Source organism: Micromonospora sp. B9E7, assembly GCF_039871815.1.
Lineage (GTDB): Bacteria > Actinomycetota > Actinomycetes > Mycobacteriales > Micromonosporaceae > Micromonospora.
In genome coordinates, this window is record NZ_JBDPLX010000027.1 from 1 (window position 1) to 23,235 (window position 23,235).

Below are 23,235 nucleotides of genomic sequence, written 5' to 3' on the forward strand. Positions count from 1 at the left end.
CCCCCCCCCCCGCGTGACGGTGGCGAACGCAGCCGGCGCGAGGCAGGTGCCGATTCGCGACTGACCCCATTGGCCCGACTCATCCTGGTCCATGCTCGCGGACCAGGTGAAACCGACTCGGTCACGATGGCGACCGCCGTCCTGCACGCTGAAGCCGACACGCTTGCCGAGGAAGTCGCTGGCCAGGTCGTCCGCGCGGGTCACGATCCCGGTCAGGGTCGCGTGACCGGGGCTGGTGATCATGCAGTCGACCGCCGCTTCGAACCGTACCGTGATGCCCTGCACGGCCAGCCGGTGCGCGACCCGCACCGTACCTGTCGCATCCGCCGGTGTGCCGTTCTCCCCGTTGGGCATCGGGATCGGGCGGCTGTACGGCGCCGATCGGACGTCGAAGGCGAACGACCGCACGTCGTCGTCCTGTCCGTACGGTAGGGCGAACTCCGCCGAGCCGGTCACCCGTGCCGGGCCACGGTCCGCGGCTCCGGCCGGTGCCCCCGCCGCCGCGACGACGGCCGCCGCGACGATTCCCCATCCCAAAATTCTGCGCATGCTCTTCCTCCCGATCCGGCCACGGTGTCGCGGCCCTGCGATAGCTCCACGGTCGGCGATGCGGGACGAAGATCGATCCCCTGCGCGGGGGAAGGAGCTACCTCGCGTACGGGAAATGCGGCCGTCGCAGCCCTCAGGCCACCGTCGCGGTCGTCCGTGCCCGGCGGGACCGCCTGGACTATCAGCAACGGTGCCAGCCGGATCGTCAGCCCGTACGCCCTGACCGACTGGCCCGGCGTGCTGGAACTGCTCGCCTACGGCGGCCCGTCCGGTGTCATTCGTCGCGTCCGGCAGGCCGAAGCCCAGAGCAGTCGGGGCTTCGGCGCTCAGGTGCCGGACGATGCCACGGTGGCCCACTGCACGCACCTGCCGAGCCCCGTCAGGACTTACCCGTCTAGGTGTGGGCAAATGCTACGGCGCGGCGGTGCTGGCGGCGGTAGGAGCGATCGGGGACCTCGGATGCCGCGTGCGTTCGACACCACCTGTCACGCTGAGGGCTGCCGACGAGGAGGCCGTCCCGATGAATGTGACTCAGCAGCTCGTCACGGTGGGAGCTGTGCTTGCGGGCGCGATCCTCTCGTTCGTGGGTACCGGGTTGAACGACCGGGCCCGGTTTCGGCGTGACCACACGGCAAAGCTGTTCGAGCAGCGGTCAGCGGCCTACGCGGGCTACGGTCGCGCCATCAAGGCTTGTTACCAGCTGTCGAACAGAATCGCTGCAGGCAGAGGCCTCCATGCGCAGACCCCCTCGTTGTCCCCTGAGGACGGCCTACCGCAACTCGAAGCAGCGGCTGCTCAGCGGGAGCGCGACTGGGAGCACGTCCTTCTGTTGGGCGATCCCGCAACGGTGGAAGCGGCCCGGACATGGCACCGGAGCGTTTGGCGGATGGAGTGGTACGCCCATGGTTGGATCGAGGGAGCTGATGCCGACGGATGGGAAGAGGCCGTGGCGAATGCCAGCCGGGCGCGTACCGAATTCTATGCCGCAGCCCGCCAGAGTCTGGACATCCCCGACGTCAGATTGACGGATGGCATCTGGCCGGTCGAATGGATGATGAAGCGAAAGCCGGCCAGGACTGCGGACGAGGCATTGCCCAAGGGCCGCTGACCGACGGACTGTGCGAGCAGGTCCGGATCACGTACGTGCGGAGCGCCCTCGGCGGGCCGGCGGCGATGCGCCGGCCCGCCGAGCGGTGTCAGCTTCCGGTGCAGGCGGCGGTGGTTCCGCTGCCGTTTCCGGTGCCCTGGAATCCGAAACTGGTGGCCTGACCGGCGGCCAGTCGTCCGTTGTAGCTCTGGTTCGCGACGGTGACGGTGCCGCTGGTGCTGCTGGCGACGCCGTTCCACAGCGAGCTGACCGTGGCCCCACTCGGCAGGGTGAGGGTGACCCGCCAGCCGGTGAGGGCGGCGGTGCCCGCGGTGACGCTGACGGTGGCGACGAATCCACCGTTCCACTGATCCTGGACGGCATAGACCGCGGTGCAGGTGGGCGTCCCACCGGTAGGCGGAGGCGTCGTGGGCGGCGGGGTGGTGGGCGGAGGCGTCGTGGGCGGCGTGGTGTCGTCGAGCGTCAGGTTCTTCTGCTGGACGCTCCACTGGGTGCGGCACAGACCGCAGTTGGCGCCGACGAAGTTGCCGCCGGCGGTGGTGTCGCCCTTCAGGCGCCACTTGAAGTAGAGCGTCGCCACCCGGCCGAACTCGCCGCCGTTGGTCTGGTCGTAGGTACCACCGTGTCCGACGTTCAGGTTCCCCATGAAGGCGGGCAGCCCGGCCGGCAGTTTGCCCCAGTCGTCCATGGCGTTCGGGTACGCGATGTCGCTGGGCCCGCCGACGAAGTAGGCGATCGGCTTGGTCAGTCTCCGGAGCTGGTAGTCGTCGGCGTCGTTCAACAATCCGCTGCTGAAGATGCCGGTGGTGGTGACGCGCGGGTCGTTGGAGACGGCGTAGGCCTCCAGGCCTCCGCAGGAGAAGCCCGCGACGGCGACCTTCGTGGTGTCGATCTTGTTGTAGTACTTGCTGCCCTGCCGGGAGTTCTCCGCGAACGCCCAGTCGATGGACTGGACGAGCATCTGCGACGTGGTGGAGCCGGAGCCGTTCGGGGCTCCGTTGGCGATGGCGAGGAAGCCGTGGGAGGCGATCTCGCGGAGGAAGTTGCCCTGGGAGAGGCCGTTGGCCGAGCAGCCGCCGTTGCCCCACACGACGATGGGAAGGCGCTCGGACGGGAGGTTCTGGGGCCGGAAGATGGTGTGGTTCGCCAGGCTGGCCGAGGTCTCGTAGTCGGCGGGATAGGGACCGGAGCCGCCGACTGCGGCATTGGCCGGTGGCACGCCGAGCGCCATGATCACCGAGGTGACCGGGACGAGGATGGCCGCCAGGCCCACGTAGATCTTCGCTGTCCTTCTCATTCGCCCTCCAGCGGATGTCGCGACGGTGCTCTCGGCGGCGGCGGTTATCGGTTCGCGCCTCGACCACGCTGGTCGGCGCTGGCCGCTGGCCGCGGGCCGGGTGGGGTGGGCGGGTCCACCACCCGGCGCTCCGCCGGGAGCTGTGCAGTTACTATCACCGGCGCAACGATAAGTGTCAATGTGAGGTGAGAGTCAGCCGGCGAACGGCTGCGACAGATCCCCCGGAGCCTGGAAGTGCGTGACCCACGAGGCGGCGTCCGGCCAGTGCGGGGTGGCCACCTCGACGAGACGCGCCTGGGCCAGCGAACCGAGCGCGGAGTGGATGTCCAGGAAGGTCTCTCTGGCCTGCTGGCGGGGCCAGGGCTGCGGCAGCAGATGCTCGGGCAGATCCGGGTCGACGTCCGCGAACCTGCGCCAGGAGTCCATGGCAGAGGTCCGCGCCACCAGCGCTCCGGCCGGGTCCAGCGTCCCGTCCCGGGCGGCCACCCGCAGGTCCGCGTACCGGTGGATGAAATCGGAGTACGCCGAGGCGAGCGCGGTCAGGTCGTACGCGGAGGCGGGACCGTGCGGCCCGGACTCCTCGTCGAACCGGACGTGCATGATCGACCAGCGGGCGCCTGCCACGTGACGCAGCAGGTCGTTCAACTCCTCCCGCGCGGGTGCGGCGTCGGAGCCCGGGCGGATCCACACGCTGTCGTACAGGCCCACGAACCCCAGGGCGCTCAACGACCGGCGGACCGCGTGCCGCAAAGCCTGGCCGGAGGTCGGGATCGAGAAGGACGCCTGCACCCACTCACCCGTCCAGTCCGGCGGGTGCGCGCCGAAGGTCAGGAAGTGCCGCATCCGGGAGCGGTGTCGGGCGATCGCGCCGGGCGTGAGGTGGTAGACCGGCGGCCGCCGGTTCCCCCGGGTCGCGATGAGACCACGCTTGACCAGCCGGGACAGGGCGGAGCGGGCACTGGGCTCGCTGACTCCGAACTCCCGCAGGATCGCGATGACCGCCGCCGACGGCAGATCGGCCTCCGAGGAGTCGAGATATTCGCCGAGCACTGTCGCCAGCAGGTGCTGCGGGCTGGACCCGACCTGGGCCCGAGGCACCCGGACGTCGTCGGCGGGCTGGTGGACGCTCACCGTCCCAGATTGCCTCATCCGGTGGTCACGACGTCGGCGGGCGGGTGGTCGACGGCGTCCGAGGCGCACCTGGGCACTATCGTTCTGGCGTGCACATCCGTTTCGACGTACCAGCCGATCCCACCTACCCGGGCCGGGTGGCCGCCGCGCTCGGCGGTGTCCGGCTGCGCAGGTTCCGTTATATCGGTGCCGTTCTGGCGGCGGTCGGGGTGATCGGCTTCGTCGTCTCGCGGGGATCCGCGACCGGTGAGCGGCTCACCTCGCTGTGGACGACGTTGGTCCTGGCCGGTGTGCTGTCGATGTTGTTCCTGCCGTGGGTGCGGTGGCGCGCCCGCCGCCGGTCCGGTGGTTACGCCGTCGACGGTGCCTACGACATCACCGACGACAACATCATGATGCGCAGCGGCTCGGAGTCCGGCGGAATCGCCTGGGACGGGGTCACCCAGGTGAAGGACACGCCTGACTTCTGGATCGTGTACGTCGGTCAGATGCCGGCGACGGTGATCCCCCGTTGGCTGATGTCCGCCGAGGACGCCGAGACGCTGCGGACCTACCTGGTCGATCGCGGCCTGCTTTCACCCCGCTGACGCGGTCACTCGTGGCGCGTCGCTGCCCCGGCCAACGCGTCCCGGCGGCGCAGCAGTGCCGCTCTCGCCCGGCGAGCCGTCCACAGGTGCACCACCGCCACGGCGCCCAGGGTGAGCACGACGGCCAGCAGCGACGGATGGAGCTGGTGTCGCGGCAGGGTGATGACCAACGCGCCGACAGTGAAGACCAGCCACGCGCCGAGGCCGAGCCATCCGGCGACCACCCGATCACGGGCGAACAACGAGGTCCGTCGGGTCACGGCCCAACCGCCGAACACCGCCCAGCACAGGCCGATCGCCACCAGGACCGCGAAGGCCACGGTGGTGCGCGTCGGTAACCGCGGCTCGGTGGCCCAGAGCAGGCTGATCAGGGCGCTCCCGGTGAGACCGGCGAGCGCCACGGTCAGGTAGCCGACCCGCCTACGCAGCGACAGCGGCGCGTCGAGTCGCGCCAGCACCTCTTCCGGAGTCATGCCTCGTACCCCTTCCGTACCAGTTCGTTGCGTAACAACCTGCGGGCCCGGTTGAGCCGTGACTTGACGGTGCCGACCGGTACGGCGCAGATCTGCGCGCAGGCGTCCAGCGGCAGATCCTCGAGATAGAAGAGGAAGAGCACCTCCCGTTCCCGGACGGGTAGCGCCGCCAGCGCTCCCGCCAGCGTCTCCCGGTTGACGATCTCTTCCGCCTCGTCGTCTCCCGGCAGGTCGTCGATCGGCCCCGGCTCGGGACGGCTGTACGCATCCCGCAGCCTGTTCATCACCGCCCGACGGGCGATGGCGAACAGCCACGGAGTGAACCGGTCCGGCTGCCGCAGCTTCGGCAACCCCCGGAACACCGCCAACCAGATCTCCTGCACCACGTCGTCGTCGGACCCGCCGAGCATCCGCCCGACGTACCGCTCGACCGCCGGATGCCAGCCCTGCACCAGCTCGGCGAACGCCTCCCGCTCACCGAGCTGACAGCGGACCACCAGCAACTCATCGCTCATCGGCCCTCCTTCGCCTGTTCAGTCGGCGTGGGAGCCCGGGAGGTTCACGTCCTGCCACCACAATCGCAGGCTGGGGTGTCGGTGACCCGTGCGGGACCGGCCGGAGGTGTCCGACTCGTCAGACCAGCGGCACCTGTGCCGACCGGTCACCGTCGTCGCCCGCGCGGACGCCGGCCGATGCCGTGATCGGGGCGGTGACGATGCGCCTCGGCAGCACCGGCGCGTCCCGGCCGGTGCCGCGGTGGCCGTCGCCGCCGGAGGACTCCTCGTGGTAGTCCTGCTCCACGTTGACCGACCAGACGTCGTGCGTACTGCCGGTGGCGATGTTCTCGGCGGTGAGCATCGCGGTGAGCATCGAGTGGTCCTGGTTGTTGTAGCGGTGCATGCCGTTGCGGCCCACCGGGTGCACGTTCGGCACCGCCTCCGCCAGCCAGGCCCGGATCACGTCCACGTTGTGCTGGTAGCTCTCGTCGTACACCGGGTAGGCCTTGGGCATGCGCACGACGTAGCCGGCCTCCACCACGCCGGGGCGGACCAACCCCAACCGCTCCAGCTCCGCGGTCGCCAACGCCACGAGGTCGGCATCCGGGGTACGCCACATCTCGTCGCCCTCGAACACGAAGTACTCCAGACCCAGGCAGGTGCGGCCGTCCTTGACGAGGTACGGCGACCAGGAGCCGAAGTTCTGGATGCGGCCCACCCGTACCCCCGGGTCGTGCACGTAGATCCAGTTGTCGGGGAACGAGAACTCCGCCGGCACCACCAGCGCGACGGTCAGGAAGTCGCGGTAGCGCAGGTCGGCGGCGCAGGCCAGCACCTCCGGGGGCGCCGGCGGACGCAGCGCGGCCACCAGCTCCGAGATCGGCATGGACGAGATCACGTGGTCGGCCGGCTGGGTACGCTGCCCGCCCGCGCCGTCGACCGTCACGCTGAGGGCCCGCCGTCGCTTCGGGTCGCGGTGCACCGCGGTGACCCAGGTGCCCGTGGACAGGTGCCCACCACGGTTGCGGACCTGCTCGGCGCAGCGTTCCCACATCATGCCCGGCCCGTACTTCGGGTACTGGAACTCCTCGATCAGGCTGGTCACGTCGGTGCGCCGGCGGCTGGGCAGCAGCGCGTTGCGGATCGCCGTGGCCAGGGACAGGTTCTTGATCCGCTGCGCGGCCCAGTCGGCCTGCAACCGGTCCGCCGGCATTCCCCAGACCTTCTCGGTGTACGTCTTGAAGAAGATCGAGTACAGCCGCCAGCCGAACCGGGCCGACACCCAGCCCTCGAAGTGCGACTGGTCCCGGGGTGGGCGCAGCCGGGCCCGGGCGTACGAGCCGAGGCAGCGGGCCGCCTCCGGCAGCCCCAGGTTGCGCAGCGCGTTCATGGCGCTGAGCGGGTAGTTGAACAACGCGCCCCGGTAGAAGATCCGGCTCATCCGCGGTCGGGTCAGGAAGTCCTCGTCCGGCAGGACCTCGTGCCAGAACGCCTCCACCCGGGGCACCTTCGTGAAGAACCGGTGCCCGCCGATGTCGAACCGCCACCCGTCGCGTTCCACGGTCCGGCTGATCCCGCCGACCACCTCGTCGGCCTCGAACACCTGGACCGGCAGACCGTGCCGGAGCAGCTCGTACGCGGCCGTGAGTCCTGCCGGCCCCGCACCGATGACCACCGTGCCGTGCTGCTCGCTCATGCTGCCGCGCTCCCTGCTCACCGTCATGGTTGAGGCACCGCGCGTACCCTTTCTGCACGATATGTCACCCTTGTCCTGGGTTGTTTCCGCTTCGGTGGGTCGCGCGGCGGCGTACAACGGGAAGGGCGACACCCCCGCGCGGCGGGCGGGCCGGCGGACCGGGGGAGCGGGGCGGATGCACCGGTGGCGAAGCGGCGCGGCGACGCTGGCCGTCCGCGCGGTCGCGGCCGGCCGCGGCGCAGCCCGCCTGGCCCGTCGGATGCCGGCCCCCTGGCCGTACGTGATCGGTCTGTTCCTCGGCGCGAAACTCCTGCTGACCCTGCTCGGTCTGCTGGTCCTGCACGCCTGGGACGGCATCCCCGGCGCGCCCCCGGCGGACGAGGCGCTGATGTGGGCGCAGCAGCGCGACATCTCCGGGCACCGGTGGATCTCCTTCTGGTTCGCCTGGGACTCGATGCTCTACCTGCGGCTCAGCGAGCTGCCCCTGACCGGGCCGTGGCGGGACTTCGGCTTCCCGCTGCTCTACCCGTTCCTCGCCCGGCCGGTCGGCGCGCTGCTCGGCGGCGACACCGCGCTCGCCCTGCTGTTGATCAGCAACGTCGCCTTCCTGCTGGCCCTCTGGTACGGCTACCGACTCGCCGAGCTGCTGCTCGGCGACGCGGACGCGGCCCGCCGATTCACCCGGTACCTGGTGCTGCTGCCGACCGCCTTCCTGTTCCAGGCCGCGCTGACCGAGTCGCTGTTCGTCTGTCTCGCGCTGGCCGCGTTCTACTACGCCGAGCGGCGCCGCTGGCTGCTGGTCGGCGTGCTCGGCTACTTCCTGGCGATGAGCCGGTCCGTCGGCCTGCTCGTGGCGCTGCCGTTGGCCCTGGTGCTGCTCCGTCAGCACGACTGGCGGCTCGGTGCACGGGCCCTGCTCGGCTACCTACGGATCGGCTGGCCGTTGCTGCTGCTGCCCGCCGGATGGTTCACCTTCATGGCGTACTGCCGGTGGCGCGGCGGCGACTGGTTCGCCTACCAGCACGCCCAGGAGACCGGCTGGGGCATCAGGGTGCAGAACCCGGTGCCGGTGCTGCTGCACGGGCTGGCCGGGGAGCCGCGTGACGCCGCCCGGGTCTGGTTCGCCGTGGCCGTGCTGGTCGTGCTGGCCGCCGGGTTCCGCCGTCGGGAACTGCCCTACCTGGTGTACGGCGTACTCATGGTGCTGGTGCCCCTGTCGATGGGCCCGGCGGTGTACAAGAGCCTGCTGCGCTACCTGCTCGCCGCCTTCCCGGTGGCGCTGGTGCTGGCCCGCTGGGCCCGCCATGCCAGCGTCGACGTGTGGCTGACCGCGACGCTCGCCGTGGTGCAGGGCGCGCTGTTCGTGCTCTGGCTCAGCTACTGGACCCACATGATCATCTGACTGCACCGGCTGTGGTCCCGGCCTGTGCGAGTCTGCCGGCGCGTGCCCCGGTGCGGCCCGGAGGCCCGGGCCTGTGCGAGCCTGCTAGCGACGTTCGACGCGCACCTGAATGGAGGCCCGGTGTTCGCCCTGCCGTTGACCGAGGATGTCGAGCTGCGCCCGCTGGACCTGTGGCGGGCCGAGGAGTTCCTCGCCCACCTGGACCGGGCCCGCGAGCACATCCAGCCCTGGGTGTCGCCGTCCTTCGCCGCCACCGACCTGGCGTCGGCCCGGGCGGTGTTGCAGCGGTACGCCGACCGCTGGGCCAGCGACAGCGGCGGCATCTGGGGGCTGTGGTGGCGGGGCACCCTCGTCGGCGGGGTCATCTTCGTGTCGTTCGACGCGACCACCGGCACCTGCGAGGTCGGCTGCTGGCTGGAGCCCGCAGCCGAAGGCAGGGGCATGGTCGCGCCGGCGGTCCGCCGGATCGTCGACTGGGCGGTCCGCGAGCGCGGCATCCAGCGGGTGGAGTGGCGGACCAACGCCGACAACACCCGCAGCAAGGCCCTCGCCCGGCGGCTCGGCTTCCGCCTCGACGGCACGCTCCGCCAGCTCAGACCAGGTCCGCGCGGTCGGATCGACCTCGAGGTCTGGTCCGTGCTGGCTGACGAGTGGTCCGCCGCGCCACGCACCGTCCACTGACGACGGCGGATTGTTGTCGTACCCGGGCGGCACCATGCATTCATGGCCGTCCCCGCGCTCACCCCTCATTCCGACCCGCCGCGTTCCGTGCCGCTGCGTGAGGCGCGCACCCGGTTCAGCCAGCTCGTCGCGCTGGCCGAGCTGACCGACGCGGTCACCGTCGTCACCCGCGACGGCGATCCCCGCCCGGTCGCCGCGATCGTCCCCGCCGCAGCCGCCCGCAGCGGCGCCCAGGCCCGCGCCGACGCCGACCGGCTCGCCGCCGTCACCGCAGGCTGGGCCCGACGCCTCGACGAGCAGCACCGCCGCAGCAGTCAACGGCACGCCGCCGAGTTGGGTGCGGTCCGCGCGGCGCTGGCCGAGGCGTGGGCCGAGCTGGACCGCCGCGTCATCCCGGGCGGTGACCCCACGCTGGCCCGACTGCGTGCCGCGCACACCGACCTGCTCGCCGGCTGACCGCTTCCCCACAGCGCGGGCCGCGTGGCCGTGCACGCTGGTGCGGTCAGCCGTTGGCCGGATAGGCGTGCGTCTCGGCCGCCTTGACCGCCACCCAGACCCGCTGACCGGGGATCAGCCGCAGCTGGGCGGCGGCGGCCGGCGTGACGTCGGCGGCCACCTCGATCGGCCCGTCCACCTGCACTCGAAGGTTGTCGCCGTGCCGCTGGACGCCGGCCACCGTGCCCGCCCACGTGTTGCGGGGGCTGCCCTCCGGCCGGCTCGGATGCAGGGCCACCGCCGCCGGCCGGAACGCCACGAACGCCTCGCCGTCCAACCGGTCCGCGACGGCGAGGGTCAGCTCGGGAGCCACCCGTACCCCGAGACCCTCGGCCCTGCCCCGATAGAGGTTCAGCCCCACGAGCCGGGCGACGTAGTCGGTGCGCGGACGGGCGGTGACGCTCGGTCCGTCACCCTCCTGGACCACCCGACCACCCTCGACGATGACCAGCCGGTCCGCCAACGCGAGGGCGTCCAGCGGGTCGTGGGTGACCAGCAGCGTGGCACCCGGGTGCGCGGACAGGTGGCGGTGCAGCTCCGCGCGGGTGTCCAGCCGGGTACGGGCGTCCAGCGCCGCGAGCGGCTCGTCCAGCAGCAGCAGCGCCGGCGCGAGGGCCAACGCGCGCGCCAGCGCCACCCGTTGTGCCTGACCGCCGGAGAGCTGCCGGGGCCGGCGCTGCGCCTGCGCGTCAAGCCCGACCCGACCCAGCCACTCCCGGGCCGTGGCTCGGGCGGCCCTCCGCTCGACGCCGTGCCGACGCGGCCCGAACGCCACGTTGTCCAGTGCGCTGAGGTGCGGAAAGAGCAGGTAGTCCTGGAAGACCACGCCGATCGACCGGCGTTCGGTGGGCACCCAGCCCCGCGTCGCCGGACGGTCCAGCTCGATGTTGTCGAGCGTGACGTGACCGTCGGTGAGTGGGTGCAGCCCGGCCAGCGCGCGCAGCGCGGTGGTCTTGCCGGCGCCGTTCGGGCCGAGTAGCGCGACGACCTCGCCGGGCGCGACCCGTAACGGCACGTCGAGTCGGAACGAACCCCGGTCGACGACGAGTCGGGCGTCGAGCAGCGGGCCACTCATGCGCTTGTCATCCAGCGGTCGCGCAACGCGACCAGGATGCCGACCGACACCACGAGCAGCACCAGGCTGAGCACGATCGCGGACTCCAGGTCGGTCTCCAACGCCAGGTAGACGGCGAGTGGCATGGTCTGTGTGCGGCCGGGATAGTTGCCGGCGAAGGTGATGGTGGCACCGAACTCGCCGAGCGCCCGCGCCCAGCAGAGCACCGCGCCGGCCGCCAGCCCGGGCGCCACCAGCGGCAGCGTCACATGGGTGAAGGTGGTCCATCGACTGGCACCCAGCGTCGCGGCGGCCTCCTCGAAACGGTGGTCGGCAGCACGGAGCGCCCCCTCCACGGCGATGACCAGGAACGGCATGGCCACGAACGACTCGGCCAGGACGACACCCGCGGTGGTGAAGGGCAGGGTGATGCCGAAGGTGGCGTCGAGCCAGCCGCCGAGCAGGCCACGGCGGCCGAAGACCAGCAACAGCGCCACCCCACCGACCACCGGCGGCAGCACCAGCGGCACGGTGACCAGCGCGCGTACCAGCCGGCGGCCGGGGAAGTCGACCCGGGCCAGCACCCAGGCGAGCGGCACCCCGAGCAGCAGGCAGAGCGCCGTGGCAAGGGTGGCGGTCTGCACCGACAGCCGCAGAGCGGTCAACGCGCCCGGCTCGGTGAGCCGCTCCGGCAGGGTCGTCCACGGCGCCCGGATCAGCAGCCCCGCCAACGGCAGGACGAGGAACAGCAACCCCAGCCCGGCGGGGATCAGCAGCGCAGCCGGCACCCGCCCCCGCCGTCGGGGCGTGGCCTGACGCCCGCGGGGTGGGTTGTCGTCGCGCCTCCGGGGTGCGTCGTGGTCGCGGACCTGCCTCACGGAGCCTGGAACCCCGCCTCGACGAGGACCGCCTGCGCCGACGCCGAGCGGACGTACGCGACGAAGGCCCTTGCGCCGGCCGGATTCGGCGCGTCCTTCAACGCGACGATCGGGTAGTCGTTGACCGTCCGCGCTGACTCCGGAAACTCCACCCCGGTCACGTCGGCGCTCGCCGCCCGCGCGTCGGTGCGGTAGACCAGAGCCGCGTCGACCTCACCGAGTTTCACCTTGGCGAGCGCACCCTTGACGTCCCGCTCCAGGGTGGCCGGCGTCAGCGCGACGCCGGCCGAGTCCAGGGCGGTACGCGCCGCCGCGCCGCAGGGCACCTGCTTGGCGCACAGTGCCACCTTCACACCGGGCCTGCCGAGGTCGGCCAGCCCGTCAACCCCCTCCGGGTTGCCCCGGGGCACCGCGATGACCAACTGGTTGCGGGCGAAGGTGCTCGGCGTGCCGTCGGCGTTGCCGGCCTCGCTGACCGTGGCCATGTTCGCCGGGGCGGCCGAGGCGAACACGTCGGCCGGCGCGCCCTGGTTGATCTGGGTGGCCAGGGCGGAGCTGCCGGCGAAGTTGAGGGTCACGGTGCTGCCCGGGTTGGCGGCCTCGAAGTCCTTCCCGATCCGGGTGAGCGACTCGGTCAGCGAGGCGGCCGCGAACACCGTCACCGCGCCGACGCCCCCGCCGTCCGCGTCACCACCGGAGGCCCGGTCACCGCCCGCGCCGCAGCCGGCAACGGCCAGCGCCACCAGTACGGCTGCCGCCCTCCGCATCGCCCGCGCGCTCATCCGGCGGTCCTTCCGCGCGCTCATCCGGCGGTCCTTCCCCTGGTCTGGGCGGGTGCGGCCCGTTCCACCACCACGGTTGTCGACTTGATCACCGCGACGGCCACCGAACCGACGCGCAGGTCGAGCTCGTCGACCGCCTCCCGACTCATCAGCGACACGACGCGAAACGGACCGGCCTGGATGTCGACCTGCGCCATCACCGTGTCCTTGCGGACGTCGACGACGATGCCGCGCAGGCGGTTGCGGGCGGAGGAGAACTCGGCGCCCGCAACCGGGTCGGCGGCCTGAGCGCGGGCGAACGCGGCCAGGTCGACACCGTCGATGACCCGGTGGCCGTGCTCGTCGCGCCCGGCCGTCAGCCGCCCGGCGTCCACCCAGCGGCGGATCGTGTCGGAGCTGACACCGAGCAAGTCGGCTGCCTCGCCGATCCGGAACGTCGTCACCGGCTGACCCTATCGCCCGCATCTGCAAGCACGGAAGGTCCAGAAGGCCAGCATTCGCGCAAGGATCAGGATTTCGCGCCAGCACATGCGCCCAACTGCCGGCGCCTCGGGGTGGCACCAAGATCGTGCTATATCCAGGATCGAGTGGTGTCGGTGTGTCGAGGAGGCCACTACATCCTGGATCGAGCGCGATCGTGGTGGGGGACGCGTCGACGCCCGCCCAAAATCTGTGCAGTTTCGGGGAAGGTGCTGCCTCGGGGCGAGTTGAGACAGCGCATTCCCTGTTGTTGCGCGGATCTTGGGCGGGCGTCCGGGGTCAGCGGTCGGGCCACTCGCCGGAAGGCCCCGCGCGGGAGCGACGGCAGCCGCACGAAGGCCACGTGAGCGCGACAACAAGGGCGGCCCGCCCGAAACGCCTGCCGCCTGGGCGTGCGGAACCAGCTCAGGGGCGGCGGGGGTGGCCCTTGAGGTGCCGGCCCAACTCGCGGGCGATCTCCCGGTTGGCGTCGCGCTCGGCCAGTGTCTGCCGCTTGTCGTAGGAGCGTTTGCCCTTCGCCAGAGCCAACTCGACCTTGGCGTAGCCGTTCTCGAAGTACATGGACAGCGGGACCATGGTCACCCCGCCCTCGCGGACCTTGTCGAGGATCCGGTCGATCTCGGCCCGGTGCAGCAGCAGCTTGCGGTTGCGGCGGGGAGCGTGGTTGGTCCACGTGCCGTAGGCGTACTCGGCGATGTGCAGGCCGTACAGCACGATCTCGCCGTCGCGTTCGTGCGCGAACGCGTCGACCAGCGAGGCCCGTCCCTCGCGCAGCGACTTCACCTCGGTCCCGACCAGCACGATGCCCGCCTCGTACGTACGCAGCACCGTGTACTCGTGCCGGGCCTTCTTGTTCGAGGCGATCAGCCGGCGTTCGGGCTGCTTGGACGGAGTCACCCCGCGACGATATCCGGCCGCCGGAGCCACCGCGCCGGCTGGTTCAGCCGGGCGCCCGGGGGGCAGGGCGCAGTCGCGCCGTCAGGTCCCGCTCCGCCTCGGTGAACGCCTCCTGCGACTCGCACGGCCAGTGTCCGAGGATCGGTGGTGGCACGCTGTCGCTGGGGGCGGGCACCACATCCGCCGGGTCGGTCAGTCGGCGGTCCACCGTCGCCGCCGGCCCGGTCAGCGTCTCGGCCTCCCCCGGACGATGGGAGGCGAAGATCCAGCCGCCGATCGGGTCGGTGTCGCGCCACAGGTTGAGCCAACGCCAACCGACCCGTTCGCCGATCTCCCGCAGCGCCGGCTCGTCGGCGTACGCCGGGAACAGCCGGGAGTACAGCCGGCCCAGCGGCGACCCGTAGGTCAGCAGGGCGACCCGGTCGGTGATCCGGCTGGGCAGTTGCAGAACCGTGGCGGCGAGCAGCACCGAGCCGTGGCTGTGTCCCGCCAGCAGCACACCATGCCCCTGCTCCACCAGGTAGGAGATCCGCTTGGCCAGCTCCGGCACGGCCCGTTCGGCGTAGCAGGGCGGCGCGAACGGGTGCGCCGCCCGGGGCCAGAAGGTGCCCAGATCCCAGAGCACACCCACGTACCGGCGGAACTGCGCTGTCCGGTACGCGAAGATGCCGCCCACCACCAGGCCGAGCAGGATCGCGGCGATCACGTAGCTACCCGACCCGATCAGGAAGTTGACCATGCCCTCCGGCACTCCGACGTAGCGCTGCGCCACGTCGCCCGGTAGGAGTTGGAGCAGGCCGAGCACGCTGGTGGCCAGGCCGAACGCCGCCAGGACGGCGTACACCACGGAGAGCGGTTCCAACCGTTCGGTGAAACGGGCCCGGGCCACCGCCTGCTCGACCCGGCGCAGCCGCGCCGCCGCCTGCGGCGGCGCGTGCGGGAAGTCGGCGGCCACGATCGCCCGCGCGGCCCGCCGCCGCCCGCGCCGGGTCACCCTGGTGACCAGGCCGGCCACCAGCAGCGCGGTCACCACCGCCAGGAAAAACCCGAAGATCGCCCATTTGTACGCCAGGGGAGGGCTGGTCTCCAGGCCGTCCGCAGTCGTTCCCTCGCGATCGAGCAGGTCCGCCACCCGGTAGACCAGTTCGGCCGAGAACGCCACGGCGAGCCCGGCCGAGATCGTCATGAAGACCGGCGCTCCCAACGCGCGCAGCGGTGACCTGCGCTGACCGCCACCTCGCCGCCAGATCACCAGCGCGGCGAGCGCGACCACCAGCACCGTCTGGCTGACGAACAGCCAGGCGACGATTGCGCTGTAACCGGGTAGCACACCGCCCTGTGGCCACGGCGCCGGGCTGATGACGACGTGCACGATCACCAGCATCGTCAGGCCGACGGTGATCGTGCGTAGCCCGCGGCAGACGCCGTCGACCCGGGGCGCCGGGTCGGTGCGGTCGATGCTCGGCACCACGGTGACCAGGGCCAGGCAGGCCAGCAGCACCGCCCCGGTGGCCACCAGCAGCGTCGCCATCACCCACGAGCGGTGCTGGCTGGCTCGTGCGGCCAGCAGGCTGGCGTCCAGCGTGGCGAACGCGGCCGCGACGTGGACCGAGCGCAGTCGACCCACCAGTGGCTCTCCGTCCCACTGGCCGACGGCGCTCAACTGGTGCTTGGAAGCTGGTGGTCCGATCGGGGTCCGGAACGCGTCGAACGAGTGGCTCGGGCGGGCGCCCAACTGCCAGACGAGCCCGATGGCGGCGACCGGAACGAGCGCCAGCACGCCCAGGCGCAGCCCGGTGGGCCGCCCGCCGAGCCAGGACAGCCAGGTCCGGCCGGCCAGGCACGACGGGGTGTCCATGCAGCGCCAGGCGATCAGGTCCAGCGCCACCCCGACGATGGAGAGCACGTAGAGCGCTGTGAGAGTGAGGGCCAGCACCCGGCACAGCGCCAGGATGGTGTGCTTCGCGCCACGGTTCGCCGGGCGCATCCAGAGCGCAACGTTGCAGAGCATGAACGGCAGCAGGAACACCAGCGACAGCGTCCGGACGGCGGTGCCGGACGGCAGGTCGCTCCAGCGGTACGCCTCCAGCGTCACCCCGTCGGTTCCCGTCGAGTCCGGGTAGCCGGGGCGCGGTCGGTAGAACCCGCCGCTGCGGTCTCCGGCGACCTGGTGCACGTGCGGTCGGTCCAACACCTGGTCCGCCCCCGCGCCGGAGACACCGTGCACCCGCAACTCGACGATTCCGCTCGACGGCGTCGGTGCGGTCGGTGTCGCGTCCGCCATGGGCCCCCCGGAGGTGTGCGCGGCAACCGGGCGGGTTGTCGATGCCCCGGCCACCCGCGCGGCTCCCCGGCTTACCCATCCCCGAGGCGGTCAACCGTGAGCCGGGTCCCGCGATGGTGCGGTCGACCCACGGCAGGTGGTTTCATGGCGCCATGGCGAATCCGGTGATCCTGACCGTCGACGACGACCCCGTGGTGTCCCGGGCGGTGGCCCGGGACGTCCGGCGCCGCTACGGCGACCGCTACCGGGTACTGCGGGCCTCGTCGGGGCCGGAGGCGCTGGACGCGCTGCGGGAGGTCAAGCTGCGTGGCGAACAGGTGGCGCTGCTGTTGGCCGACCACCGGATGCCGGAGATGACCGGCGTGGAGTTCCTCGAGGCGGCCATGGACATCTTCCCGGCCGCGCGGCGGGTGCTCCTCACCGCGTACGCGGACACCGACGCCGCGATCGAGGCGATCAACGTGGTGGACCTGGACCACTACCTGCTCAAGCCGTGGCATCCGCCGGAGGAGAAGCTGTACCCGGTGGTCGACGGGCTGCTGGAGGCGTGGGCGGCCACGCCGGACGCGGCGAGTGCCGAGATCCGGGTCGTCGGGCACCGGTGGTCGGCGCCGTCGTTCAAGGTCCGCGACTTCCTGGCCCGCAACCTGGTGCCGTACCGCTGGTTGCTGTCCGACGACCCGGAGGGTGTCCGGTTGCTCGACGCGGCCGGTGCCACCGAGGCGGACGTGCCGCTGGTGGTGACCCCCGAGGGCAAGGCGCTGATCGCCCCCAGCGAGGCCGAGCTGGCCGCGTTGGCCGGTCTGACGGTGGTGCCGGCGTGTGACTTCTACGACCTGGTGGTGATCGGCGGCGGCCCGGCCGGTCTCGGCTCGGCCGTGTACGGGGCGTCGGAGGGGCTGCGTACCGTGCTCGTCGAGCGGCGGGCGACCGGCGGGCAGGCCGGCCAGAGCAGCCGTATCGAGAACTACCTTGGTTTCCCGGACGGCGTCTCCGGCGCACAGTTGACCGACCGGGCCCGGCGGCAGGCGGTGAAGTTCGGCGCGGAGCTGCTCAGCGCCCGGGAGGTGGTCGGGCTCAGCGAGGCGGGCGGTGCCCGGCTGCTGCGTTTCGGCGACGGCAGCGAGATCGCGGCGCACACGGTGGTGCTGGCGACGGGAGTGTCGTACCGGGTGCTCGACGTCCCCGGGCTGGCCGACTTCACCGGCCGGGGGGTGTTCTACGGCGCCGCCGCCACGGAGGCGCCGAGCTGCGTCGAGCAGGACGTCTACATCGTCGGCGGGGCCAACTCCGCCGGGCAGGCCGCGGTGCACTTCTCCCGGTACGCGTCGAGGGTGCACCTGCTGATCCGTGGTGCGGACCTGACCGCCTCGATGTCGCGGTACCTGATCGACCAGTTGGAGCGGATCGACCGGATCACCGTGCACCCGCACACCGCTGTGGTCGGTGCGGCCGGGGAGGGGCACCTGGAACGGCTGACCCTCTGCGACACCCGCACCGGGGAGGCCCGTTCGGTCGACGCCTCGTGGCTGTTCATCTTCATCGGTGCGGAGCCGCGCACCGACTGGCTGGACGGGGTGCTGGTCCGCGACGGGCGCGGCTTCATCGTCACCGGCCCGGATCTGCTGGCCGGAGGGCGGCGGCCGGCGGGCTGGTCGCTGTCCCGCGACCCGTACCACCTGGAGACCAGCGTGCCGGGCGTGTTCGCCGCCGGCGACGTGCGGGCCGAGTCGGTCAAGCGGGTCGCCTCGGCCGTCGGCGAGGGCGCGATGGCCGTCTCGCTCGTGCACCGCTACCTGGAGGCCCAATGACCACTCAGTCTGATCGGCTGACACCTGCGCAGCTGCGTACCCTGTTCCTGTTCGAGGCTCTCGACGACGGGCAGCTCGACTGGCTGGCCGAGCGTGGCCGGGTCGAGCAGCGGGCCGGGGGGACTCTCGTGTACGCGGAGGGCGAGCCCGCGACCTGCTTCTTCGTGTTGGTGCGCGGGGCGGTGGCGTTGAGCCGTCTGGTGCACGGCGACGACGTGGAGGTCAGCCGGACCGAGCAGCGCGGGGTGTACGGCGGAGCTACCCAGGCGTACCTGGGTGACCAGGTCGACCAGGTCTACCGCAACAGCCTGCGGGCGGTGACCGACGCGGACTTCTTCGTGCTGCCGGCGGAGGATTTCGCGTACGCCCTGCGGTCCTGGTTCCCGATGCCCATGCACCTGTTGGAGGGGCTGTTCTTCGGGATGCGGGACTCGCAGGCCATCGTCGGTGAACGGGAGCGGCTGCTGGCCCTCGGCTCGCTGTCGGCGGGGCTGACCCACGAGCTGAACAATCCGGCTGCGGCGGCGGTGCGGGCGACGTCGGTGTTGCGTGACCGGGTTGCCGGGATGCGCCACAAGCTCGCGATGATCGCTGACGGTCGGCTCGACGGCAGCGCCCTGCAGGGCCTTGTCGCGTTGCAGGAGGAGGCCGTCGCCCGGGTCGCCACCGCGCCGAAGTTGACTCCGGTGGCCACCGCCGACGCGGAGGACGCCCTCACCGACTGGCTGGAGGAGCGCGGAGTCGACGGTGCCTGGGACCTGGCGCCGATCCTGGTCGGTGGCGGGCTCGACACGGCCTGGTTGGCGCGGGTGAAGGCCGCGGTCGGCCCCGCCGACCTGGAGGCGGCGGTGCGGTGGCTCACGTACACCGTCGACACCGAACTGTTGATGCGGGAGATCGGCGACGCGGTGACCCGGATCTCGGGCCTGGTGGGCGCCGCCAAGCAGTACTCGCAGCTGGACCGTGCGCCGCACCGGGTGGTGGACGTGCACGACCTGCTCGACGCCACGCTGGTGATGTTCAAGGGGAAGATCCCCGCCGAGGTCAAGCTGGTCCGCGAGTACGACCGTGGCCTTCCGCCGGTTCCGGCGTACGCGGCCGAGCTGAACCAGGTGTGGACCAACCTGATCGACAACGCGTTGGGCGCGATGGGTGAGAAGGGTGTGTTGACCGTCCGCACCGGACTCGTCGGCGACCTGCTGGCGGTGGAGATCACCGACACGGGTCCCGGTATCCCGCCGGAGGTGCGGCCGCGAATCTTCGAGCCGTTCTTCACCACCAAGCCGGTCGGCGCGGGCACCGGGTTGGGGCTGGACATCTCGTACCGGATCGTGGTGCACAAGCACCACGGCGACATCCGGGTGGAGACCGAGCCGGGGCGGACCACGTTCCGGGTGCTGCTGCCGATCGTGGAGGGTGCGCCGGACGACGCGCCGGCTACCTAGAGACAGCGGGCCGTCGCCGGCAGTAGTCTCGGGCAGCGTTGGTGATCCCCGCCCCGAGGAGGGTCCGTGGAGTCGATGGCCCGCCAGCGCACCGCCGCCGAGGACGACGACCAGCCGGGTGATCCGCCGACCGGCACGATGCTGCCGGACCTGGAGGACCCGGACTGGTTGCATCACGCGCACGAGTTCGCCCACACCGGCTTCTGGGCGGTGGCCCGCCGGCTGCCCCGGTTGGTTCGCGAGGCGGTCGGTCTGGCCTGGGCCACCAACCGTCGGGACACCGTCGCCTCCATCGGCCTGAACGTCGCCGCAGGTGTGATGACCACGTTCGGTCTGCTGGCCACGACAAGTGTGCTGAGCGAGTTGTTCGCCGTCGGTCCCACACCGGACCGGGTCCGGGCGGCCCTGCCGGCGCTGGTCGTGGCGGCGGCGGCGGTCTCGGCGCGCGGCGGCCTGGCGATCGCGGCCGGCTGGGCGCAGGCCCGGCTGACCCCACAGATCAACTATCAGGTGGAGTTGCGCCTGTTCGAGGCCACCACGGCGGTGGAGTTGGCCGCGTTCGACGACGCCGGCTTCGCCGAGGAGATGGACCGGGCCCGGGACCGGGGGATGGCGGAGGCCGCGTACATCGTCGACCACACGGTCAACCTGGTCACCGGCGTGGTCGGCATGCTGGCCACCGCCGTCGCGGTGACGGTCATCCAACCGCTGCTGCTGCCCTGTCTGCTGCTCGCCGCGGTGCCCCAGGCGATCACCGCGGTGCGGATGGCCCGCCGTGAGTACCTGGCGATGCTGGCCCGGATCACCCGACAGCGTCGGATGTGGATGCTGGCCCACCTGATGGCCAACCGGCACACCGCCGCCGAGGTGCGCGCGTACCAGATGCGCGATTTCCTCCTCAGCGAGTATCGCGGCGTGATGGCCGTCGAGACCCGGGCCCAACTGCGGTTGGTCCGCGCGCAGACCGGCACGCGGGTCGCCGGCGCGACCGTCGCGGGCGTGGCCACCTTCGGGGTGTACGCGGTGCTCGGTGGCCTTCTGCTGGCCGGGATGGTGGCCCTCGCCGCCGCGGCCACCGCCCTGCTCGCCCTGCAGTCGGCGCGGAACAGCCTGGGTGTCGCGGTCATCGCCACGAACTCGCTCTACGAGGACGCCCTCTACTACCAGGACTACCGGGATTTCCTGGCCCGCGCCCACGCCCGGGTGCCGATCGGTGGCGACCGAGTGGCCGACGCCGTCCAGGTGATCGAGGTGGACGAGGTGAGCCTGAGTTATCCGGACACCGACACGCCGGCCGTGGACCGGGTGAGTTTGACCGTCCGTCGAGGGGAGGTGATCGCGCTGGTCGGCGAGAACGGCTCCGGCAAGACCACCCTGGCCAAGCTGATCGCCGGGCTGTACCGGCCGACCGGTGGGGTGATCCGCTGGGACGGCGTCGACGCCGTCGAGTTGGACCCACGCGCCCTCGGTGGCCAGGTGGCCGTGATGACCCAGGAATACTGGAAGTTCCCGTTCACCGCCGGGCAGAACATCCGGGTGGGGCGGCACGACCGTCCACCGGAGCGATCCGGCCCGAGCGTGCAGGAGGCGGCCGGCGCGGCTGCCGCGCACGACATGATCGTCGGTCTGCCGAACAGCTACGACACCCTGCTCGACCGGGAGTTCAAGGACGGCCACGAGCTGTCCGGCGGGCAGTGGCAGCGGTTGGTCGCCGCCCGCGGCTTGTACCGGGACGCGGCGCTGCTGATCTGCGACGAACCCTCGGCGGCCCTGGACGCCCGCGCCGAACACGCCCTGTTCCAACACCTACGCCGCAGCCCCGACCGGGCGGTCGTCCTGATCACCCACCGGCTGGCCAACGTCCGGCACGCCGACCGGATCTTCGTGTTGGAACGAGGTCGACTCGTCCAGCAGGGCAACCACGACGAGCTGATGGCGTCCGGCGGCCTCTACCGGGAGCTGTTCGAGCTGCAGGCCAGCGGCTACCTGACCGGCAGCGACGACGCCCTGCCCCGCTGACCATCCACCCGGGCACCCGCTCGATCACGCCCGTCGCGTCGGGGCGGGCTCAGGTGGTGCGGTCGGGGGTGAGGAAGTCGGCGAGCACCCGGGTGTGGGTGGAGAACGCGAGCTCGACCGGGTCGGTGAGCACCAGCCACTCGGTCGCCTCTTCGGTCGGCGCCGACACTGGCAGGTCCTCGGCCCGCTGCTCGGGCAGCACCCCGAAGATCATCATGGTGCCGCCGGCCGGGGCGCCGTGCACCGCGAACAGTCGGGCATCCTCGGCCGCCGCGACCAGGCCGGTCTCCTCCCGCAGCTCACGGACGAGTGCGTCGGACCACTCCTCGCCGTACTCGATGAAGCCGCCGGGCAGCGCGAGCAGGCCGCGGGCCGGCTCGATGTCCCGGCGGACCACCACCACGCCCAGGCCCTCAGCAGTGCGGACCGGCAGCACCGCGACCGCCACGGGCAGCGGGTTGCGCCAGACGGTCTCGCCGCAGGCCGCGCAGACCCGGGGCCAGCCGGCGGCCGGCGGGTAGGCGACGCCACAGTAGGAGCAGTGCGAGTACGGCGTGCCGTTCATGCCGCAGCACGCTACTCCGACAACCCACCAACCTGCCGCGCCGCCGCCCCGCGCCGCCGCCCCGCGCCCCGGCCCCGGGTTCAGACCTCGGGGGTGCCGGTGTAGAAGGCGGTGGTGCGCTCGGCCGCGGCCTTCGCCTCGTCGGCGTCGGTGCCGGCGGCGATGCTCGCCTCGCACCACAGGTGGCTGCTCAACTCCATGGCCCGTCGTCCCTCATCGGAGGCGGTCCACTCGGCAGCCTGGTCCGGGGTGATGCCGCTGCCGTCGCCGGCCAGGTGCGAGGCGAGCCCGAGCAGGCCCAGATCCCAGCCGACCCCGACGGCGCCCGGCCCGAACTGCGCCCACCGGTCCTGGTCGACGTGCGCGATGTGGTCCAGGTCGAGGCGGGTCCGCTCGTCGTCGACCGGGGTGAGCTGCACCTCGATCCAGCTCACCTCGTCGCCGTACTCCCAGGTGGCGGTGAAGCGGCGTGGCGGTTCGCAGGTCTCGATGGTGCCGTGCGCGTTGCCCTGGAGCTGGTACGTGCCGCCCAGCCGCAGGTCGCCGGAGATCGGCAGGAACCAGCGTGGAATGCGCTCGGCGTTGGTGCAGGCGTCCCACAGGTCCTCGACCGTCGCCTGGTAGGTCTGGCTGATCGTGGTCACCCGAGCCTCGCCGGCCTCCAGGGTGCGGCTGCCGACCTTGCGCTGGACGGCGTTGATCTGCTCGGTCGCGTCGAACATCAGGTGTTCCTCTCGTCGGGTGGGTCGGCGGGCCCGCGGAGTCGACGTTCGCGTCGGCCCCGGGCCAGCTCGGTGGCGAGTGCCGCCAGGGGTGGGGTCCAGAACCGGCGGAAGTGCTCCAGCCAGCCGTCGACCTCGCGCAGTGGGCGCGGGTCGACCGCGTACAGCCGCCGGGTGCCTTCGGGCCGCACGGTGGCGAAGCCGTTGTCCCGTAACACCTTGAGGTGCTGGGACACGGCGGGTTGGGAGATGCCGAACTCGTCGCGGATGACCGCGCTGACCGCGCCGGCGGTCTGCTCGCCGTCGGCGAGCAACTCCAGGATGCGGCGCCGGACCGGATCGCCCAGCACGTCGAAGGCGTGCACGACGACAGTTGTATCAC

23 protein-coding genes are annotated in these 23,235 nt (G+C 71.8%); 8 read left to right on the forward strand and 15 right to left on the reverse strand.

Going from position 1 to position 23,235, the window contains the following annotated elements:
- Window positions 1-549: hypothetical protein (locus tag ABGB10_RS29640; protein WP_347664285.1), on the reverse strand; the 549-nt coding region annotated here is incomplete at its 3' end.
- A 520-nt stretch (window positions 550-1,069) separates the two neighbouring features.
- On the opposite strand from ABGB10_RS29640, the gene ABGB10_RS29645 reads away from it, so the two are divergent.
- A complete protein-coding gene (locus ABGB10_RS29645) occupies window positions 1,070-1,657 on the forward strand; it encodes a hypothetical protein (protein ID WP_347664286.1) in 588 nt (195 codons plus the stop codon).
- A gap of 88 nt (window positions 1,658-1,745) precedes the next feature.
- Here the strand turns inward: ABGB10_RS29645 and ABGB10_RS29650 are convergent, their stop codons facing one another.
- Both ABGB10_RS29650 and ABGB10_RS29655 read right to left on the reverse strand, forming a co-directional pair.
- Window positions 1,746-2,954, reverse strand: coding sequence for a cellulose binding domain-containing protein (locus ABGB10_RS29650; protein ID WP_347664287.1), 1,209 nt, complete (start codon window positions 2,952-2,954; stop codon window positions 1,746-1,748).
- Window positions 2,955-3,146: 192 nt separating this feature from the next.
- Window positions 3,147-4,085, reverse strand: a complete 939-nt coding sequence (locus tag ABGB10_RS29655) for a PaaX family transcriptional regulator C-terminal domain-containing protein (protein WP_347664288.1) — start codon at window positions 4,083-4,085, stop codon at window positions 3,147-3,149.
- 89 nt (window positions 4,086-4,174) lie between these two features.
- Between ABGB10_RS29655 and ABGB10_RS29660 the strand changes: the two genes are divergently transcribed.
- Complete coding sequence (locus ABGB10_RS29660; RefSeq protein WP_347664289.1) at window positions 4,175-4,672, forward strand: YcxB family protein; 498 nt, start codon at window positions 4,175-4,177, stop codon at window positions 4,670-4,672.
- A 5-nt stretch (window positions 4,673-4,677) separates the two neighbouring features.
- Here the strand turns inward: ABGB10_RS29660 and ABGB10_RS29665 are convergent, their stop codons facing one another.
- From ABGB10_RS29665 to ABGB10_RS29675, 3 genes are all read right to left on the reverse strand, one after another.
- A complete protein-coding gene (locus ABGB10_RS29665; RefSeq protein ID WP_347664290.1) occupies window positions 4,678-5,145 on the reverse strand; it encodes a hypothetical protein in 468 nt (155 codons plus the stop codon).
- Window positions 5,142-5,660, reverse strand: a complete 519-nt coding sequence (locus ABGB10_RS29670; protein WP_347664291.1) for a sigma-70 family RNA polymerase sigma factor — start codon at window positions 5,658-5,660, stop codon at window positions 5,142-5,144. The genes ABGB10_RS29665 and ABGB10_RS29670 overlap by 4 nt, the downstream gene beginning before the upstream one ends.
- A gap of 118 nt (window positions 5,661-5,778) precedes the next feature.
- Window positions 5,779-7,338 carry an NAD(P)/FAD-dependent oxidoreductase gene (locus tag ABGB10_RS29675; RefSeq protein ID WP_347664292.1) on the reverse strand — a complete coding sequence of 520 codons (1,560 nt, stop codon included), beginning with the start codon at window positions 7,336-7,338 and terminating at the stop codon, window positions 5,779-5,781.
- A 175-nt stretch (window positions 7,339-7,513) separates the two neighbouring features.
- On the opposite strand from ABGB10_RS29675, the gene ABGB10_RS29680 reads away from it, so the two are divergent.
- The 3 genes from ABGB10_RS29680 (at window position 7,514) to ABGB10_RS29690 (ending at window position 9,877) form a co-directional block, all read left to right on the forward strand.
- Window positions 7,514-8,740: a hypothetical protein gene (locus ABGB10_RS29680; RefSeq protein ID WP_347664293.1), complete on the forward strand. Its 1,227-nt coding sequence runs from the start codon at window positions 7,514-7,516 to the stop codon at window positions 8,738-8,740.
- Window positions 8,741-8,860: 120 nt separating this feature from the next.
- Window positions 8,861-9,421: a GNAT family protein gene (locus ABGB10_RS29685; RefSeq protein WP_347664294.1), complete on the forward strand. Its 561-nt coding sequence runs from the start codon at window positions 8,861-8,863 to the stop codon at window positions 9,419-9,421.
- A gap of 42 nt (window positions 9,422-9,463) precedes the next feature.
- Entirely contained in the window at window positions 9,464-9,877 is a 414-nt protein-coding gene (locus ABGB10_RS29690; protein WP_347664295.1) for a type II toxin-antitoxin system Phd/YefM family antitoxin, read from the forward strand.
- 46 nt (window positions 9,878-9,923) lie between these two features.
- Here ABGB10_RS29690 and ABGB10_RS29695 read toward each other — a convergent pair whose 3' ends face one another.
- The 6 genes from ABGB10_RS29695 to ABGB10_RS29720 all read right to left on the reverse strand — a co-directional run bounded on the left by ABGB10_RS29695 (window position 9,924) and on the right by ABGB10_RS29720 (window position 16,291).
- Entirely contained in the window at window positions 9,924-10,991 is a 1,068-nt protein-coding gene (locus ABGB10_RS29695; RefSeq protein WP_347664296.1) for an ABC transporter ATP-binding protein, read from the reverse strand.
- Window positions 10,988-11,758, reverse strand: coding sequence for an ABC transporter permease (locus ABGB10_RS29700; RefSeq protein WP_347664297.1), 771 nt, complete (start codon window positions 11,756-11,758; stop codon window positions 10,988-10,990). Before ABGB10_RS29700 ends, ABGB10_RS29695 begins: the two co-directional genes overlap by 4 nt.
- An 86-nt stretch (window positions 11,759-11,844) precedes the next feature.
- Window positions 11,845-12,615, reverse strand: coding sequence for a molybdate ABC transporter substrate-binding protein (gene modA, locus ABGB10_RS29705; RefSeq protein ID WP_347664366.1), 771 nt, complete (start codon window positions 12,613-12,615; stop codon window positions 11,845-11,847).
- 35 nt (window positions 12,616-12,650) lie between these two features.
- On the reverse strand, window positions 12,651-13,073 hold the full coding sequence (locus ABGB10_RS29710) for a TOBE domain-containing protein (RefSeq protein ID WP_347664298.1): 423 nt from the start codon (window positions 13,071-13,073) through the stop codon (window positions 12,651-12,653).
- A gap of 442 nt (window positions 13,074-13,515) precedes the next feature.
- Entirely contained in the window at window positions 13,516-14,007 is a 492-nt protein-coding gene (gene smpB, locus ABGB10_RS29715; RefSeq protein ID WP_347664299.1) for an SsrA-binding protein SmpB, read from the reverse strand.
- 43 nt (window positions 14,008-14,050) lie between these two features.
- Entirely contained in the window at window positions 14,051-16,291 is a 2,241-nt protein-coding gene (locus ABGB10_RS29720; RefSeq protein WP_347664300.1) for a hypothetical protein, read from the reverse strand.
- Between the two features lie 152 nt (window positions 16,292-16,443).
- Here ABGB10_RS29720 and ABGB10_RS29725 point away from each other — a divergent pair, with 152 nt between their 5' ends.
- The 3 genes from ABGB10_RS29725 to ABGB10_RS29735 all read left to right on the forward strand — a co-directional run bounded on the left by ABGB10_RS29725 (window position 16,444) and on the right by ABGB10_RS29735 (window position 21,566).
- Entirely contained in the window at window positions 16,444-18,102 is a 1,659-nt protein-coding gene (locus ABGB10_RS29725; RefSeq protein WP_347664301.1) for an FAD-dependent oxidoreductase, read from the forward strand.
- Window positions 18,099-19,547 (forward strand): ATP-binding protein, encoded by a 1,449-nt coding sequence (locus ABGB10_RS29730; RefSeq protein ID WP_347664302.1) that lies wholly within the window; start codon window positions 18,099-18,101, stop codon window positions 19,545-19,547. The genes ABGB10_RS29725 and ABGB10_RS29730 overlap by 4 nt, the downstream gene beginning before the upstream one ends.
- A 75-nt stretch (window positions 19,548-19,622) precedes the next feature.
- The gene (locus ABGB10_RS29735; protein WP_347664367.1) at window positions 19,623-21,566 is read left to right on the forward strand and encodes an ABC transporter ATP-binding protein; all 1,944 of its coding nucleotides are present in this window, start codon (window positions 19,623-19,625) and stop codon (window positions 21,564-21,566) included.
- Window positions 21,567-21,615: 49 nt separating this feature from the next.
- Here the strand turns inward: ABGB10_RS29735 and ABGB10_RS29740 are convergent, their stop codons facing one another.
- The 3 genes from ABGB10_RS29740 to ABGB10_RS29750 form a co-directional block, all read right to left on the reverse strand.
- Entirely contained in the window at window positions 21,616-22,131 is a 516-nt protein-coding gene (locus ABGB10_RS29740) for an NUDIX domain-containing protein (protein ID WP_347664303.1), read from the reverse strand.
- A gap of 80 nt (window positions 22,132-22,211) precedes the next feature.
- The gene (locus ABGB10_RS29745) at window positions 22,212-22,853 is read right to left on the reverse strand and encodes an SRPBCC family protein (protein WP_347664304.1); all 642 of its coding nucleotides are present in this window, start codon (window positions 22,851-22,853) and stop codon (window positions 22,212-22,214) included.
- Window positions 22,853-23,218 (reverse strand): metalloregulator ArsR/SmtB family transcription factor, encoded by a 366-nt coding sequence (locus ABGB10_RS29750; protein ID WP_088948476.1) that lies wholly within the window; start codon window positions 23,216-23,218, stop codon window positions 22,853-22,855. The genes ABGB10_RS29745 and ABGB10_RS29750 overlap by 1 nt, the downstream gene beginning before the upstream one ends.
- Between the last annotated feature and the right edge of the window lie 17 nt (window positions 23,219-23,235).

Bases quoted from the DNA above. Each gene is read 5' to 3' on its own strand.
- ABGB10_RS29645 (WP_347664286.1), top strand. From the start codon at position 1,070: ATGAATGTGACTCAGCAGCTCGTCACGGTGGGAGCTGTGCTTGCGGGC.
- ABGB10_RS29650 (WP_347664287.1), bottom strand. From the start codon at position 2,954: ATGAGAAGGACAGCGAAGATCTACGTGGGCCTGGCGGCCATCCTCGTC.
- ABGB10_RS29665 (WP_347664290.1), bottom strand. From the start codon at position 5,145: ATGACTCCGGAAGAGGTGCTGGCGCGACTCGACGCGCCGCTGTCGCTG.
- ABGB10_RS29670 (WP_347664291.1), bottom strand. From the start codon at position 5,660: ATGAGCGATGAGTTGCTGGTGGTCCGCTGTCAGCTCGGTGAGCGGGAG.
- ABGB10_RS29675 (WP_347664292.1), bottom strand. From the start codon at position 7,338: ATGAGCGAGCAGCACGGCACGGTGGTCATCGGTGCGGGGCCGGCAGGA.
- ABGB10_RS29680 (WP_347664293.1), top strand. From the start codon at position 7,514: ATGCACCGGTGGCGAAGCGGCGCGGCGACGCTGGCCGTCCGCGCGGTC.
- ABGB10_RS29690 (WP_347664295.1), top strand. From the start codon at position 9,464: ATGGCCGTCCCCGCGCTCACCCCTCATTCCGACCCGCCGCGTTCCGTG.
- ABGB10_RS29695 (WP_347664296.1), bottom strand. From the start codon at position 10,991: ATGAGTGGCCCGCTGCTCGACGCCCGACTCGTCGTCGACCGGGGTTCG.
- modA (WP_347664366.1), bottom strand. From the start codon at position 12,615: ATGCGGAGGGCGGCAGCCGTACTGGTGGCGCTGGCCGTTGCCGGCTGC.
- ABGB10_RS29720 (WP_347664300.1), bottom strand. From the start codon at position 16,291: ATGGCGGACGCGACACCGACCGCACCGACGCCGTCGAGCGGAATCGTC.
- ABGB10_RS29725 (WP_347664301.1), top strand. From the start codon at position 16,444: ATGGCGAATCCGGTGATCCTGACCGTCGACGACGACCCCGTGGTGTCC.
- ABGB10_RS29730 (WP_347664302.1), top strand. From the start codon at position 18,099: ATGACCACTCAGTCTGATCGGCTGACACCTGCGCAGCTGCGTACCCTG.
- ABGB10_RS29735 (WP_347664367.1), top strand. From the start codon at position 19,623: ATGGCCCGCCAGCGCACCGCCGCCGAGGACGACGACCAGCCGGGTGAT.
- ABGB10_RS29740 (WP_347664303.1), bottom strand. From the start codon at position 22,131: ATGAACGGCACGCCGTACTCGCACTGCTCCTACTGTGGCGTCGCCTAC.
- ABGB10_RS29745 (WP_347664304.1), bottom strand. From the start codon at position 22,853: ATGTTCGACGCGACCGAGCAGATCAACGCCGTCCAGCGCAAGGTCGGC.